This window comes from Anaerostipes sp. CAG:276, from assembly GCF_000432215.1.
In the GTDB taxonomy this organism is placed as follows: Bacteria; Bacillota; Clostridia; order Lachnospirales; family Lachnospiraceae; genus Anaerostipes; species Anaerostipes caccae.
Window position 1 is genome coordinate 114,092 of the sequence record NZ_FR889197.1, and the last position, 15,805, is coordinate 129,896.

Sequence of the window (15,805 nt, forward strand, 5' to 3'; positions counted from 1 at the left end):
CTCTTATCTAACGATCATAACCTGTGTTTTCGTATCTGCATCCGTCTTTGGAATGACTTCCACCTGTCCGTCTCCCTCTGCCAGCATCATCATAGTCTGAGGACTGTAACCCTTTTCTTTCACGAGATCTATATCAAACGTAAGGATCTTATCTCCCTGTTTTACCTTCGTTCCGGCTTCTGCGAACGTCTCAAAGCCTTCCCCTTCCATCTTTACGGTGTCAATTCCCGCATGAATCAGAAAACTCTTTCCCGTTTCTGCCTGAATCGCAATCGCATGTTTTGTCGGAAAGATCATCGTTATCGTACCGTCACACGGCGCATACACTGTGCCCTCAGAAGGATTGACGGCCACGCCGTCTCCCATGGCTTTCGATGCGAATGCTTCATCTTCGGACTCCGTGATGGGAAGCACTTCCCCATTCATCGGGGAGTAAAGCACTGTTTCCGCTGTTTCTGCCTGTTCCGGAATTTCTGCTGTTTCCTCAGAAGACTGTACCGGCTTTCTTGTTTTTTCATTTCCGCCAAGGTTGTACTTTTTCCAGAACACAACGGTGAGCCCCGCTGAAATCACCATGGAGAGGATCAATCCGATTCCAAAGTGAAGAAAATGATCCGGTTTCATGGAGATAAATCCGGGAAGTCCCGCTGCTCCCAATGCCTGTGCCAGTGTTTTGGTAGCTGCTGCGTATGCACTTCCCACTGCGGAACCAATGATCGCCGCGTAGAAAGGATATTTCAATTTCAGTGTCACGCCAAACATCGCCGGCTCCGTAATTCCCAATAATGCGGAGACTCCGGATGCAGAACAGATAGACTTCTGTTTCTGGTCTTTTGTGAGGAAGAGGACTGCTAAAACTGCCGCTCCCTGTGCAACATTGTTCATACTTGCCGTTGTAAAGATGAAGCTTCCTCCGGTCACTGCCTTTGCGGCCAGAAGCTGAGTTTCGATGGCAATAAAGCTGTGGTGAAGCCCTGTCATCGTGATCGGTGCGTATACAAGGCCAAAGAGTCCGCCTCCCACAGCGCCGAGAGTATTGTAAACCCATGTGATGCCGTCTGCTAATAAGTTGCCTGCTTCTCTTAATACCGGTCCCACACAGATGAATGTTAAAAATGCAGTTATAATGATAGAAAGCAATGGTGTCGTAAGATTGTCAAGCCAGGTAGGTGTTACTTTGTGAAGCCTTTTTTCAATCTGAGCCAGAATCCAGGAAATTGCCAGTACAGGAAGTACTGTTCCCTGATAACCGATCGCCTGAATGTTGAATCCGAAGATATCCCACACCGGTGCCTGCCCGATGCCGATCTGATACGCATTTAAAAGATCCGGGTGAACCATGATCATACCCATGGCCGCACCTAAAAACGGATTGCCTCCAAACTTCTTCGTGGCGCTGAATCCGATCAGTACCGGCAGAAAGGTAAACGGTGCGTTGGCGAATGTATTGACCGCCTGAGTCAACCCCTTCCACTGGGGATATAATTCAATGATCGATCTGCCGTCGAATAATCCCGCCGTCAGAATATTATTAAATCCCATCAGAAGACCGCCTGCCACAATGGCCGGGATAATCGGGACAAAAATATCACTCAGCATCTTTACAAAACGCTGTACAACAGAGCCCTGCTTTTCTTCTTTCTCCTCTTCCCCTGCGGCTGAGGAAACATCCCCGATCTGTTTCTGTACTTCGTCACAGATCAGATTTACGAGTCCTGATCCAAAAATAATCTGGAACTGTGACTGGGTTAAAAAGACACCTTTTACCCCATCCAGGTCACTGATGGCCTCTTCATTTCTCAAATCATTATTCTTCAGCTGAAAACGCAGCCTGGTCGCACAGTGCGCCACAGATTTGATATTCTCTTTTCCGCCTACGTTAGCGATGACCTGGCTTGCAATCTTTGCATAATCCATAGTTTTCTCTTATCCTCCTTACGATATTTATGGTATCGGTTCCATATTTGTATTATAGGACGATTCTTTCTCTACGTCAACACTTTTCTGGTATCGGTTCCATAAAAAATTGCACAAAATAGAAGACTCCTGTTTGGGAGTCTTCTACAAAGTCTTAATCTATTAATCGATTATTTATTTTTTGAAACCGATATTTCATTGCCTCCTATAATGACCGCCTCTACGTTGTCAGGATTTATCAGCTCTGTAAAATCACTTTGATGAAAAGCATATCCGTTTGCCGACCTGTCAGCCCCCTGACTGTAAGACCAGTGAAGCTTTTTGACCGTTCCATCCTTGATCCTTAAAGAACATTCCGGTAAATTGGAATTATCCTCCGAACTGCCCTTTTTGCCATGATAAACCCTGAAATAAAATGGAGTAATCTCTATCTTCTTTATGATTTCCTTTCCGTTTTGGAAATGATATTCTTTATCCACATGAACCTCTGCCGTTTCCATTTTGCTGTTTTCCACTTTCCAGGTCAGCTTCCATGAGCCTTTGGGATTCTCAAAAATCAAATCTTCTGCCGTTGTATGGGTAGATGTAAATCCCTCCAGTGACAACATGATCTTCTGATTTTTAAAATCATGACCAGATCTCTCTGCCTGTAATATAAACCATCCGATATTCTCTTTTTTCTGTACCAGCAGCAGCCGGTCCGCGTTCATCCCTGTCATTTCTTTCTTCTTTGGGTCATCTTTTGCTCCGGTCTTTAAAAGACTGTATTTGAAAATCTGATCTTCCTTAAATGTCTGGTTTTCCGGAAGTTCTGTTTTCAGCAGTATATAAATCATACCTTTGGAGGCTGCCGACTGTACCACTTTCACTTTAATATTTTTACTTTCAGCCTCTGCCATTACTTTGTCACTTCCGCTGTACTCCTCCAGATCCGTCTCTGTGCCTTTTCCGATAAGCGTGCTGTTAAATAATTTGGGTATCAGATTTCCCCAGCCTCCGGAAGCTGCCACGGCAGTTCCTCCTCCAATAATCACAACAATAGCCGCTGCCGCTGCCTTCTTAAAAAAAGCCTGCCGCCGTTTCTGTTTCCCTGCAATCTTTCTTGCCATCGTCTTCATTTGGTCTGTCATTTCCTGATCTTCCAGATCTCTCTCGCTCTCCGGAATCTTTGTTTTTATCTTATTTAAGATGCGATATATATTCATTGTCCTGCCTCCCTGATCTCTTTATGTTTTCTGAGCTTTTTTCTTCCTCTTGATATTCTCTGATAGATCGTACTTTCATTTAATCCCATTTCCGCTGATATCTCTTCGATGGTGGCTTCCTCAATAAAATGCTTCTGAAAAATTTCACGCTCCGGCTGGGACAGCTGTTCAAATAATTCTTTTATTTCTTGGTCCAATTCTACCTTCAGCATCTGTCTTCCGGCATGTTCATCTTCAATGAACTGGCCTTCTATATCCACATATTTTCTGCTCCGTCTCAAATAGTTCCGTTTACAATCGATTGCCTTAAATCTGGCAATTCCCGCTGCCCAGTTTTGAAAACTGCCTGTATTCGGATCAAAATCACCGATGTGCTGCCAGACTGCTATCAAAACATCATTCATACACTCCTGCTGCAGATCCGGCAGCAAAAACAAATGCTTCCTAACCACAGACTGAATGACCCATCCGTAGGTTTCCACGGCATAGAGCAGCCCTTCCTCCCTCCTTTTCCTGATCAGATTTATAAAATTTTTCTCCGTTGCTTTCATAACTTTGTCTCCTGTCCCCTGAACAGTTCCCGCCTTCACTCTATATTTCGTATACAGACAGACATTTCTGACAGAAAAAAAGTCATAAAATCCAGCTTAATCCGGATCTTATGGCCTTTTTGCAGTCCTATGTTCGATTTTTTACGCTCTTACCTTCTATAAATTTATACTCTACGATTTGTTTCTTGGATACCGGTTCTTCTTTTATCATCTTGAGAATCGTCTCCGCCCCGAGATATCCCATTCCATAGGAATCAAATTTCAGTGTCGTAAGCTCCGGCGTTAAAAGACTGCTCTCGTCATATCCGCCAAATCCCACCACCGAAATATCTTCCGGGATGCGAAGCCCTTTCTCCTGCAAAACTTTATAGGCTCCAAACGCCAGACGGTCAGTGGCGCACACAATAGCGTCCGGCTTCATTTTCTCCAGGATCTCTCTCGTATTTTTCTGTCCTCCGAGAAAACTGTAATCACTCTTTTTTATCAGCGGATCATGAATTCCAAATGCCGCAAGTCCGTCCAGAACTCCCTGACGCCTTCGGATACCTACGGCCTCATCGGTCTCATAAACACCAATATATCCAACGTTCTTATGACCTGTTTTCCCGATATATTCTCCCACACATTTTCCAGCATTGTAATCATCATCGATGATAGAAATCCCGTCCTCATAATCCTGAGCCAGGACAACAATGGGTATCTGTGTCTGCTCAAAAATATCGCGGTGATCCTCTGTGACTGCGATAGAACTGATCAAAATCCCATCCACATTCAGATGAATCAGCTTTTGTATATTTAAAAGCTCCAGATCAATATCATGATCTGAGTTTTTGATCAGTGTTGTATAATTCCTGTCCCTTAAATACCGGTCAATGCTTGTGATGACACGGCTGGTAACCTTGGAATTCAGCGTAGGCACTACGACCCCGATCACATTGCTTTCCTTTGCCTTTAACCTTGCAAATGTATTCGGTGCATAATTATATTCTTCGATTACTTTCTGAATCTTTTCCCTCGTAGCCTTTTTGACATATCCCCCATTAAAATAACGGGAAACCGTGCTTTTTGTCACTCCCGCCATCTCTGCCACATCAGCCATTGTTATTTTTTTTGGCATTGTGTATCCTGCCTTTCTCTCATACTTGATTTTATTGTAAGATGATTTCCCGGATTGTGCAACCGGAATCCGGTTTCTTTCTATTTTCTTTGACATTTCATAATTTATGTAATATATTACATATAGGAGGTATTTCGACCATGAAATTAGAAGATTACGACAGCAGACACCTGCTGTTTGCTGCATTATTTATGACCAGTAACCGGCTCCAGTCAATCGGAGACCGCTTCTATGAAGGGATCACGTCAAAACAATGGTTTCTTCTGGCTGCTCTCAATACCTTTGAGTATGCCCCAACTTTCAATGAACTTTCCTCCCTTATGGGCAGTTCCCACCAAAATGTAAAGCAGATCGCTTTAAAACTTCAGCAGAAAGGTTATGCGGAAATAGAAACTGACCCGGATGACCGCCGCAAAAGCCGGGTGCGCCTTGGCAGAAAAGCCGAATCACTGCAGTCTGCGTATGCCTTAAAGGAAGAAGCTTTTATGGATCTTTTATACAAGGATATCTCAGAGACACAGCTGAAGACCGCACTGGAAACCCTGAATACTATGATGAAAAACATGGAGGAATGTAATATATGAAGAAAACCGCAGTTGTCTACGGGTCCGTTTACGGGTCCACAAAACAATACGCACAGTGGATCGCCGACTCCTTGTCTGCCGATCTGTATGAAAATAAAAACCTGGATCTTTCTGTCCTGGAACCCTATAACGTTATCATTTACGGCGGCGGCCTTTATGCCGGAGGAGTCACCGGTATTTCCCTGATTTCCCGCCATCCTGAATTTATACAAAAGAAAAAAGTGTTTGTATTCACTTGCGGAATTGCCGATCCTGCGCTGCCGGAAAATGTAGAACACATTTTAAAAAATCTAGATTCAGTTTTCCCCGGTGAATTGAAACAACAGATTTCCTTCTATCACCTCAGAGGCTGGATGGATTATTCCCGGTTCAGCAAAAAACACCGGGTTATGATGTGGATGATGAAAAAAATGCTCTCCAAGAAAAAACCGGAGGACCTAACAGAGGAGGACCAGGGAATTCTTGAAACTTATGGAAAACACGTAGACTTTACCGACCGGGACAGCATCCTTCCTCTGGTACAGGATGTCAGACAGTATATCTAGCAATCTCAAGAAAAGACCCTCTTAAGCAAAAGAGAGTCTTTTCTGTTTTACTTTCTTCTATTATAATTTCTGAACAGCAGACCGGCACTGATGCTTCCGCTGGCTATCAGTAAAATTAAGATTACAAATGGTTTTTTTATGTCAGAAGTTTCAGATAATTCTCCGTTTTGGTTTCCAGCTCCGCTGCCATTTCCTTTGATTTGATATTGTCCCCATTCAGGGAGCGTCTCTGTTTTTTTATCTGACTTTTTCTTAGATGGCTTCTTTTTGGATGCCTGCTTTTTGTCTGATGCCGGGGGTTCTTTTTTGGGGTCCTTTGTCTGTTCTGTACTCTTAGATGTTTCCCTCTCCTTTGTCCATTTTGCTTTTAATTCTATCCCCTGATTCAATGAATCATTAAAATCCCATTTCTGTTCCTTTCCATTCTCATCAGTGTAATACCATCCTTCAAACGTGTATCCGTCTCTTTTCGGATCTGACGGTCTCTCAATCTTTTCTCCCCCGGTAACCAGCTGGTCTTCCGGTTTATGATCTCCTCCGCTAGGGTCAAACACTACCTTGTGTTCTCCTGTCAGTGTCACTTTGACCGTTACCGATGTGCCGTCTGACATAGAAAATTCTCTTTCCATGATACAAGAGATTTTTCACCGCATTAATGTCACAATCCATGACTTCCGCAATTTCTCTCATTTTCATCTGCCAGAGGCCACTCATGATCACTGCGGCCTTTTGTTTTATCGGCAGATTTGAAATGCACTGAAACAGCAGCTGATTTTTTTCATCCTTCAGAACAGCTTCCTGCGGCTCACTGTCCTTCTCCGCCATATGATCGATTGTTTCAATGACACTGTCTCCAACGACAACATCCTTCTTCTGTTTGGAAACTCTGATACAGCAGCGGTATGAAATTTTTCTCTGCCACACACAAAATGCTAGATTATTTTTCAAATCCGGCAGATAACGGTAAACATCCAGGTATATTTCCTGTATGATGTCTTCTGCCTCATTTTTATCCTTACAAAAATTCAGCACAAACCATTTGGTCATATCATATGTAGCCTGGTAAAGATACTCAAAGGTATCCTGATCACCCTGCTTGACCCGCTCCACATATGGACTGAGTTCTTCATAAAACTTTTCTTCTCTCATCTCTTTGCGCTTCTAAACTTTTTCAGGACTAACTATAAATTAGAAACATAAGAAAATCAAGAGGAAAGAAATGTAATAGAACTGCGAATATTAACCAGTTACTTTATAATTTTTGTCAAAACGTCTGAAATTATGCAAAAAATAAGGATACACCTATACAATACAGGTGTATCCCTAAAAAATTATTCTGTTTCTGCTGCCAGCCTGTTTTTGGCCTGTTCTTCCTGCATATTATCTTTTTGTAAATAGATTCCTGCCAAAATAGTTCCTGAGATTGAGTGCCATACACAGGATACCGCACTGGCCATAGCCGCCTGAGGTGCCGCGGCAAAATGGGCCGTTGCCAGATTTGTAGCAAGTCCCGCATTCTGCATTCCAACTTCAATCGAAATTGTGCGTTTCTTTGCTGTGTTCATTCCTGTCAGTTTGCCGACTCCATAGCCAAGGGCATATCCAAGACTGTTATGCAGCAAAACTGCAATAAAGATCACAGCACCAGATTTAAAGAAATTCGCTCCCTGAAGTGCAATAACGCCTCCGACGATCAATGCCAGCCCGATCACTGAAATTCCAGGCATGACCTGCTGTGCTTCTTTGAAAGCTTCCTTTTTGCCAAACAAGGTATTTAGTATAAATCCGAGCAGGACCGGAAGCAGTACAGATTTCACGATCGAGATGAACATAGAAGCGGCGTTGACTTCGATCCTTGCTCCTGCCAAAAACAGTACCATCATCGGTGTCATGAGTGGTGACAAAAGCGTGGATGCCGTAGTCATTCCAACGGAAAACGGTACATCTCCATGGCATAGGTATGACATGATATTCGATGATACCCCTCCCGGGCAGCAACCGACTAGAATCAATCCGATGGCAATCTCATTGGGCAGTCTTAAAATAGTCGAAATCCCATAAGCCAGAAACGGCATGATCAGGTACTGAGCCGCTGCTCCGATAAAGATATCCAGCGGACGTTTTGCCAACACTTTGAAGTCTTCTGTCGTCAATGTCAATCCCATCGTAAACATGATGACTCCAAGTACAAGGCTCTGATTATTTCCCTGTACCCAGGAGAAAACATCCGGGACAAAGAAGGCTGCAATCGCCACTAAGATGACAAAGACAGACGTTTTGCTGGACAGCATACTGCTGATTTTTTGTAAAGTTTTCATATGTATCTCCCATCTTTCATATACAATTCTATTGGATATTGTATTGTAATGAATCGACTATGTCAAGAAAAGGGAATACATTTGTTATTATAAGAAAGACGCGCTTGGAATTTCATCAAACAAACCCTATTGCAATCCAAGTAAACTTTACATCAGCTGTACCCTGAGTACAATAAGCGTTGACATTGAATCCGCTGGGATCATGAGTTCCCACACAGACAAATCTATTCGCTCCTGATTGATTTAAACCAACGACAATTCCTGGATTACTTCTAAAAGTTACACCATAATTTACCCGCTGTACCTTATATGCCTGTCCCACGGATGATATAGTTCCCTCTCCAGCTGCCATCCTCATACCTTTTACATTATTTACTTGTGAAGATAGCATATTTAAATTTGTATTTATAGCATTTAAGCTTGTCTGATCAGCCTTTTGATTTAGCTTTACATTTGTAGCATTTAAACTGGATTTATCTGCTGAGATTTAAGTTATCAACTTTGCTCTTTACTTCATTAACAATATTTGTCTGAATTTGATACTGCTCTATATTCACCAGCCCTTTAGAATCTAAAAGTACTTCAAAAGGTGTTACATTAGATGTCTTAAAGTAAAAATCCCAAGAAATCGAAAAGCCTGGGCTTTCCATCTGTGAAGGAATATTTTTAGCCTGTGCTGCCCGAGCAAGACAAAACAAAATTTCTCCTTCATCCGGGTCATCAGCATAAAAACCTACCTGCCATAATTCGTAGCTATTTTCCAAACCCTTATTCTCCAATAAGACTGGAAGGACAGTGCTGTCCCCTTCTGTCCTTGGCGGCTGAAGAGTTATATCATATCCTCCTTCCGTAACGCTGACCTGCTGCCTCAGATCCACCACAGGCACTTTTTTTGTCCCTGTAGTTACCCTTATGATCTTTAGCGTCTGACCTTTCATAAGTTTTGCCTGTAATGCTTTTCCCTGGTCCATTAAAACCGTGTTTTCCCAAATGTTCATACCATTACCTCCTGGTTAACTATACCTTATAAAACCAATAATAATTTGCAGCAAACTTCTGTTACTCTTTCTTTAACCGATCATGATCTGTATAAAGAACATAACACGATGACCAAGGGCAATGTGGGCAAGTTCCAGTTCGGACATAATAAAGAAACCGTACATTTACCCATATGTCATAAATGCACGGCTCCCCATGGACTATTTTAGTTAACTGCTGTTTGAGCAACTACAATCAGCCGTCTGCTCTGTTTATCATAGGGACTTTTATCATAGTCCCCGTAAATCTGAATGTTATGAAATCCTGCTTCTTCCAACAAACGTCTATAATCATCATCAAGAATAATCTTATATTTAATATCGTATTGATTCTGCTCGTTCCGTTCTTGTGAATGGAACAAATCCAGAACGTGTACTGTTTGAAATTGGCTGTCGTTTTCCTTCACAAATATCCGGGAAAAATCATTTCTGTTTACAACTACCTCGATTGGCGGCATAGATAATGTATAGTGTGTTGTTCCCTGTGTTAATACAAGCAGTCCCTTTGTATTCAGCCTGTCTTTCATTGACCTGAGAGCTCTCAGCAAGTCTTCATCTGTATGCATGTGAGGCAGTGATGTTGTAAGACATACAACAGCATCAAATTTTTCCGTATACGCCTCCTGTAATTGTCTGAAGTCACATTGATGAAGCGGTATTTTCTTTCTATGTTTTTCCAAATTTACAGCGGCAGCCTTTAACATTGCAGCAGAATAGTCAGAGCCGCAAACAGATAAACCCAATTCAGCCAGCATAAGTAAATGCTGCCCTGTTCCGCAGGCACAGTCTAAAACAGTTTGTACATTGTTTTCAGCAAATAACACTTTAAAGAATGTCTTCTCACTCCCTAAATAATCCTCAATGCTGCCAAATTCATCATAATCATTCGCAAACTTTTCATAGACATCTTTTAACATATTCACCCCGCGTTTTTATGAATTAAAGTATCTCTTTAAGAACCCTTCAAAAGCCTTCCCATGCCTCGCTTCATCTCTCGCCATTTCGTGGACCGTTTCGTGGATGGCATCCAGACCTTTTTCTTTGGCCCGTGCCGCAAGATCTGTTTTTCCTTCAGCCGCACCATATTCTGCATCCACACGCAGTTCCAGGTTTTTCTTCGTAGAATTCGTTACTGCTTCTCCTAAAAGTTCCGCAAATTTAGCAGCGTGATCTGCTTCTTCCCTGGCCGCTTTTTCGTAGTATCGTCCGATTTCCGGATATCCTTCCCGGTGAGCTGCTCTGGCCATGGCAAAATACATTCCCACTTCCCGGCATTCTCCTTCGAAATTGGCACGCAGATCAGAAAGAATGTCCTCTGAAACTCCTTCAGCGGCTCCCACTGCGTGTTCCGCAGCCCATGACTTTTCGGCTTCCTGAAGAATAAATTTATCTGAATCCACATGACAAACCGGGCATTCTTCCGGCGCCTGCTCCCCTTCATGTACATATCCGCAGACACTGCACACATATTTTTTCACAGAATCCTTCTTTATGTCAGGTTCTTTTTCTGTTTTCTGTCCAAGCTCTTCACTCCGGTCATGATACATGGTATGCAGCATTTGTTCTGCCAGTTCGCTTAACGGCTCCCCATAAAATTTTTCATAAAGCTTCTTGATCTGCTCATTTTCATGGCTTGCACGGATCTGCATCCCGCTGTCTCTCCTGTAAAGGCTCTCAATCCTCTTTTCCTGAATGATCTGTCCTTTAAATTCTTTATCCTTCGGCTGTCCTCCGCCGCCGATACATCCGCCGGGACAGGTCATGACTTCGATGAAATGATACTGCTTATCCGAAGATTTTACCTTATCGATCATTTTTCTGGCATTTCCCGTACCGTAAACCACGGCCACGTTGACTGTGAGATCACCGATATCAAGGCTTGCCTCTTTTACCCCTTCCATGCCCCGGACAGGTTTCAGGTCGTAAAGGATATCCGGTGCTTTTTCTTTTGTGATAAACTCATATGCAGTTCTTAACGCTGCCTCCATGACACCTCCGGAATTGCCAAAGATCACCCCCGCACCTGATCCCTCTCCCATAAACTGATCAAAATCGGAGTCTTCTAAACTGAAAAAGTCGATCTCTTCTTCTTTCGCCCACAGTGCTGCTTCTCTCGTTGTTATGACGTGATCCATATCCCGCATATCTTCTTTGCCATAGGAAATGCCTGCGTCCTTCATCTCTTCCCTGCGGATTTCAAATTTTTTCGCCGTACACGGTGTCAGCGCCACATTTACGATCTTCTCCGGATCGATGCCCATCAGCTTCGCAAAATAGGTTTTGATGGTCGGTCCCTGCATTCCGATGGGACTTTTTGCCGTAGAAATATGATCCAGCAGCTCCGGATAATAAATCTCTGCAAACTTCACCCATGCAGGACAGCAGCTGGTAAACTGAGGCAAAGGTTTTGTTCCTTTCGTAATCCTCTCGATCAGTTCGCTTGCTTCCTCCATGATCGTAAGATCTGCACTGAAATTTGTATCCAGCACATAATCAACCCCCAGAGCGCGGAGGAGTGCCACCATTTTGCCCTGGACAAACATACCTTCTTCTGTTCCGAATTCCTCACCCAAAGCAGCCCTCACAGACGGTGATGTACTTACGATAACAATCTTTTCCGGATCTTTTACCGCCTCTCTGACCTGCTGGTACTCATATGTCTCGGTGATGCTCTCAACCGGACAGACATTGGCACATTGGCCACAGTTGATACAGACGGCCCTGTCTTTCGTCTCGGCAAGTGAATAAGTTCCCAATACGGAAATATAATCTTTGCAGATATTTTTACACTGGCCGCATTTAATGCACTTTTCCTCATGCCTCATGATAGACGGATTATCGGAATCGATCGGTACTCTTACATCGACAGACAAATGTTTACTCATTGGTTTTCCCCCTTACAGCATATCATAAATAGTAACAATTACTATTATTATATATTATTTCCCAGGAGAACACAACGTTTATTTGCAGTATCCTGTCTGAAAATCAACGACATGGAGCAATTCTTCTCCGCTCAGATATCTTCTGACATTTTCCACTGCAATGTCTGCGATAAAATCCAATGTCTGCGGAAGATGAAAATCCCCAGAAATATGAGGTGTGATCACTGCATTTTTAATATTCCACAGACGGTGTTCCTGAGGCAGAGGCTCCGGATCTGTCACATCCAATCCCGCGGCATAAATCTCTCCCCTGATCAGAGCATTGCACAGTGCCTCCGTATCCACGGCATTTCCCCGGCCTGCATTGAGAAATACTGCATTTTTTTTCATTTTCTTAAACTGGCCTTCTCCAAATATCCCTCTCGTAACAGGTGTATTAGGAAGGATGGAAACGACCACATCCGCCTTTGGAAGCAGCTCATCGAGTTCCTCCATGGTGTGCAGTTCATCCACGCCCTCCGGGCACTCTGACTTTCTTCTCTTAATTCCGATCACATAAGAATCCAGCCCTTTCATCATTTTGGCAAAGGACAGACCTATATTCCCGAGTCCCGCGATCAGCACCGTATTTCCAGTCAGAGAAAGCACCTGCCCCTCATCGGACCAGTCGCAGCGATTCTGATTGTCCCGGTAGACGTGAAGCTTCTTCTGTATGGACATGAGCATTGCAAACAGGTGCTCCCCCACGGCTTTTCCATAGGCACCAGTAGCACTGGTCATGATCGTATTTTTATTTAAAATATTCACGCCCATATAGGCATCAGTCCCGGAAGAATTCAGCTGCAGAAGTTCCAGATTCTTCGACATGCCGATCATCCATGCAGGAACATTTCCGATGATGATATTTGCCTCCTGCACCATTTCTCTGCTGACATCCTCATATATGGAATACATGATTTCACACCCTTCGGAAACTTCTTTCAGTTTTTCTTTATATGTATCGCTTATGGGAACAACGGTCAAAATCTTTTTCTTTGTCATAATGATTCTCCTATCCTGTTTAATTTTTAGGGATTTTATTATATCATAAGACATGGAGGAAAATATATGAACCCGAAAAAGAAAATTTTGATCATCGGCTCCTCTGTAGCCGATGTGATCATGAATGTCAAAAAACTCCCTGCCCCCGGTGAAGATGTTCATATCTTAAATCAGCGTCTGTGCATCGGCGGATGTGCTTTTAATGTATCCGATATGATCCGGCATTTTCAGGTGCCTCACCTGCTGTTTTCTCCGGCAGGAACCGGGATCTATGGAGATTTTGTCAGAGAAGAATGGGAAAAACGCGGGATTGTCTCCGTCCTGCCTGTCCCTGATCTTGAAAACGGCTGCTGCTATTGTTTTGTCGATCAGACAGGCGAACGGACTTTTGCTTCTTACCACGGAGCCGAATATCTGTTTCAGAAAGAGTGGTTTGATCTGATCGATGCTTCCGAATATGACACAGCCTATATCTGCGGACTGGAAATCGAAGAAAGTACCGGAGAACACATCGTTTCGTTTTTAGAACAGCAGCCACATATGAAGATCTATTATGCACCCGGTCCAAGGATCGAGAAACAGCCGAAAGATCTGATGTATCGCCTGTTTGCACTTCATCCTGTGGTACATTTAAACCAGTCCGAATCTTTTTTGCTGACCGGTAAGACAGATACGGAACATGCCGCCAGGGCCATCACCAGGCTGACCGGACAGGATGTCGTCATCACGCTCGGCAAAGACGGTGCATACTGTCTGGAAAACGGAACAGGGGTATTTCTTCCGTCCAGAAATGCAAAACAAGTGGACGCCACCGGAGCCGGTGACGCCCACATAGGAGCTGTTATGGCGCTTAGAAAACTGGGATTTTCCCTTTCTCATGCAGTCGGCAAAGCCAACTTAGTCTCTGCCGCAGTCGTTAAGAAAAAGGGGGCTTCTCTGGATCATTCTTCATTTTTACGATGCTTTAATAAATAACTGTCCCATGGCTTTCAAAGGCTTCTTTCATTTCATCGGACAGCGGTTCATCCAGGATAAAACCGTCGAAGTCTACGATCTTTGCATAGGAACAAATGGTACGCTTCCCGATCTTGGACGTATCGCAGACGAGATAATTCTGGTCTGCCGCGGCCATCATTTCCTTTTTGATCTCTGCCTGATCCATGTTTGGTGTGGTGGCACCCTTGGTCAGAGACACACCGTCCGATGACATAAATGCCTTTTCAACCGAGATATTCTCCAAAAACTTCATGCCCATACTGCCCACCGTGCTTTCGAATGCCGTCCGCACATGACCTCCGATCAGGATCAGATAAACGCCCTCCATTTTTTGAAGTTCCATGGCTGAAGGCAGGTCATTGGTCACGACCGTGAGGTTTTTTGCATCCTTTAAGAGTTTTGCAAGTTCCAGCATGGTCGTTCCGCTGTCCAGAAGAATCGTATCCCCGTCCTTTATCATGCTTCTGGCCTTTGCAGCGGCTTTCTGCTTTTCCCTCAGACATTTCTGTTTTCTTGCGGCGATAGACTCTTCCACATTCAAAATATCATCGTTCAGCAGTGCCCCTCCGTGAGTTCTGATCAGCCTCCCTGCCTTCTCCAGTTCCATCAGATAGGTGCGGACCGTCGTTCCGCTCACATGAAACCGCTCAGAAAGTTCGGCGCTGCTCACCCTTTTATTTTCTTTCAAAAGCCTCATGATTTCTTCTTTTCGTTCTTCTGCAAACATACGGTCCTCCTGTCAGTCTCTTCTTATAATTTCACGATCTTTTTGTTTACGATGGATTCATTTCCTGCTTTTACGATCCTTACTGCCATCTTTCCGTCAAGGCCGCTGCACTCTACCGGAGTATCATTTAAGATAGCGCGGATAAAGCTTCGGTCCTCGGCCAAGTAGGCGTCTTTAAACAAGAACTTCCAGCTTCTTGTAGTCGGACGTTTTAACTCATGATTCGGAGTACAGGTAAGGATCTTCTTTTCATGGATATCTCCGAGACAGATGACTCCTTTTGTCCCCAGAATTTCTACCCTGGCGTCATATCCATACTGAACATACTGGGCGCCTTCCACGCAGGCATGAATTCCATTGGCAAACTCACCGGTCATGATGACATTGTCATAGAAATCCGGGTACTGTTCGGCAATCTCTTTGTTTCGGAAATTCCCTCCTATGGCGTAAACGCTCTCAAGTTCACTTTCCGCGAACCAGCGGACCGTGTCAATATCATGGCTGCTGACCTCTGCCAAAGGTCCGTTGCTCTTTTTAATATCGTACATCCACTCCTTTGGTTTACTAGGCCCTCTGGAATGAGATTTCACTAAGACAATCTCCCCGATCTCCCCTTCTGCGATCATCCGTTTTGCTTCCTGGAAGCTCTCGTCGAAACGGCGCATAAATCCAATCTGCAGCTTTACATTATTTTCATCGGCGGCCCTGATCATCTCGTCACACTCTTCCTCGTTCATAGCCATAGGCTTTTCACAGAAAATGTGCTTCTTTGCCTGAGCTGCGGCCACTGCGATCTCTTTGTGGTACTTGGTGGGCGTCACAATATAGACCGCATTGATCTCGTCATTTTTCAGGACATCTCTGTAATCTGTATAATACTGT

Annotated in this window: 16 protein-coding genes; 3 read left to right on the plus strand and 13 right to left on the minus strand. The window is 43.8% G+C overall.

Going from position 1 to position 15,805, the window contains the following annotated elements; genetic code table 11:
* Positions 1-3 precede the first annotated feature (3 nt).
* The 4 genes from QVP35_RS11155 to QVP35_RS11170 form a co-directional block, all read right to left on the minus strand.
* A complete protein-coding gene (locus QVP35_RS11155) occupies positions 4-1,917 on the minus strand; it encodes a sucrose-specific PTS transporter subunit IIBC (RefSeq protein WP_009288910.1) in 1,914 nt (637 codons plus the stop codon).
* Between the two features lie 170 nt (positions 1,918-2,087).
* Complete coding sequence (locus tag QVP35_RS11160) at positions 2,088-3,122, minus strand: hypothetical protein (protein ID WP_006566005.1); 1,035 nt, start codon at positions 3,120-3,122, stop codon at positions 2,088-2,090.
* A complete protein-coding gene (locus QVP35_RS11165) occupies positions 3,119-3,673 on the minus strand; it encodes a sigma-70 family RNA polymerase sigma factor (RefSeq protein ID WP_009288911.1) in 555 nt (184 codons plus the stop codon). The genes QVP35_RS11160 and QVP35_RS11165 overlap by 4 nt, the downstream gene beginning before the upstream one ends.
* 127 nt (positions 3,674-3,800) lie before the next feature.
* Complete coding sequence (locus QVP35_RS11170; protein ID WP_022261155.1) at positions 3,801-4,790, minus strand: LacI family DNA-binding transcriptional regulator; 990 nt, start codon at positions 4,788-4,790, stop codon at positions 3,801-3,803.
* Positions 4,791-4,930: 140 nt separating this feature from the next.
* Here QVP35_RS11170 and QVP35_RS11175 point away from each other — a divergent pair, with 140 nt between their 5' ends.
* Both QVP35_RS11175 and QVP35_RS11180 read left to right on the plus strand, forming a co-directional pair.
* Positions 4,931-5,374, plus strand: coding sequence for a MarR family winged helix-turn-helix transcriptional regulator (locus QVP35_RS11175; RefSeq protein WP_009288913.1), 444 nt, complete (start codon positions 4,931-4,933; stop codon positions 5,372-5,374).
* Positions 5,371-5,919 carry a flavodoxin domain-containing protein gene (locus QVP35_RS11180; protein WP_009288914.1) on the plus strand — a complete coding sequence of 183 codons (549 nt, stop codon included), beginning with the start codon at positions 5,371-5,373 and terminating at the stop codon, positions 5,917-5,919. Before QVP35_RS11175 ends, QVP35_RS11180 begins: the two co-directional genes overlap by 4 nt.
* A gap of 47 nt (positions 5,920-5,966) precedes the next feature.
* Here the strand turns inward: QVP35_RS11180 and QVP35_RS11185 are convergent, their stop codons facing one another.
* The 7 genes from QVP35_RS11185 to QVP35_RS11215 form a co-directional block, all read right to left on the minus strand.
* Positions 5,967-6,530 carry an InlB B-repeat-containing protein gene (locus QVP35_RS11185; RefSeq protein ID WP_225103664.1) on the minus strand — a complete coding sequence of 188 codons (564 nt, stop codon included), beginning with the start codon at positions 6,528-6,530 and terminating at the stop codon, positions 5,967-5,969.
* On the minus strand, positions 6,466-7,068 hold the full coding sequence (locus QVP35_RS11190; RefSeq protein WP_009288916.1) for an RNA polymerase sigma factor: 603 nt from the start codon (positions 7,066-7,068) through the stop codon (positions 6,466-6,468). The genes QVP35_RS11185 and QVP35_RS11190 overlap by 65 nt, the downstream gene beginning before the upstream one ends.
* Positions 7,069-7,250: 182 nt before the next feature.
* Positions 7,251-8,237, minus strand: coding sequence for a bile acid:sodium symporter family protein (locus QVP35_RS11195; protein WP_022261157.1), 987 nt, complete (start codon positions 8,235-8,237; stop codon positions 7,251-7,253).
* A 473-nt stretch (positions 8,238-8,710) separates the two neighbouring features.
* Positions 8,711-9,208, minus strand: coding sequence for a hypothetical protein (locus tag QVP35_RS11200; RefSeq protein ID WP_227052088.1), 498 nt, complete (start codon positions 9,206-9,208; stop codon positions 8,711-8,713).
* A gap of 233 nt (positions 9,209-9,441) precedes the next feature.
* Positions 9,442-10,191: a class I SAM-dependent methyltransferase gene (locus tag QVP35_RS11205; RefSeq protein ID WP_009288920.1), complete on the minus strand. Its 750-nt coding sequence runs from the start codon at positions 10,189-10,191 to the stop codon at positions 9,442-9,444.
* Positions 10,192-10,206: 15 nt separating this feature from the next.
* Positions 10,207-12,159 carry a [FeFe] hydrogenase, group A gene (locus QVP35_RS11210; RefSeq protein ID WP_022261160.1) on the minus strand — a complete coding sequence of 651 codons (1,953 nt, stop codon included), beginning with the start codon at positions 12,157-12,159 and terminating at the stop codon, positions 10,207-10,209.
* A gap of 78 nt (positions 12,160-12,237) precedes the next feature.
* Positions 12,238-13,200, minus strand: a complete 963-nt coding sequence (locus QVP35_RS11215; protein ID WP_022261161.1) for a D-2-hydroxyacid dehydrogenase — start codon at positions 13,198-13,200, stop codon at positions 12,238-12,240.
* A 66-nt stretch (positions 13,201-13,266) separates the two neighbouring features.
* Here QVP35_RS11215 and QVP35_RS11220 point away from each other — a divergent pair, with 66 nt between their 5' ends.
* On the plus strand, positions 13,267-14,175 hold the full coding sequence (locus QVP35_RS11220) for a PfkB family carbohydrate kinase (protein ID WP_009288923.1): 909 nt from the start codon (positions 13,267-13,269) through the stop codon (positions 14,173-14,175).
* Here QVP35_RS11220 and QVP35_RS11225 read toward each other — a convergent pair.
* Positions 14,165-14,923: a DeoR/GlpR family DNA-binding transcription regulator gene (locus QVP35_RS11225; protein WP_009288924.1), complete on the minus strand. Its 759-nt coding sequence runs from the start codon at positions 14,921-14,923 to the stop codon at positions 14,165-14,167. The genes QVP35_RS11220 and QVP35_RS11225 overlap by 11 nt on opposite strands.
* A 23-nt stretch (positions 14,924-14,946) precedes the next feature.
* On the minus strand, positions 14,947-15,805 hold an 859-nt coding region (locus QVP35_RS11230; protein ID WP_288187878.1), incomplete at its 5' end, for a Gfo/Idh/MocA family protein.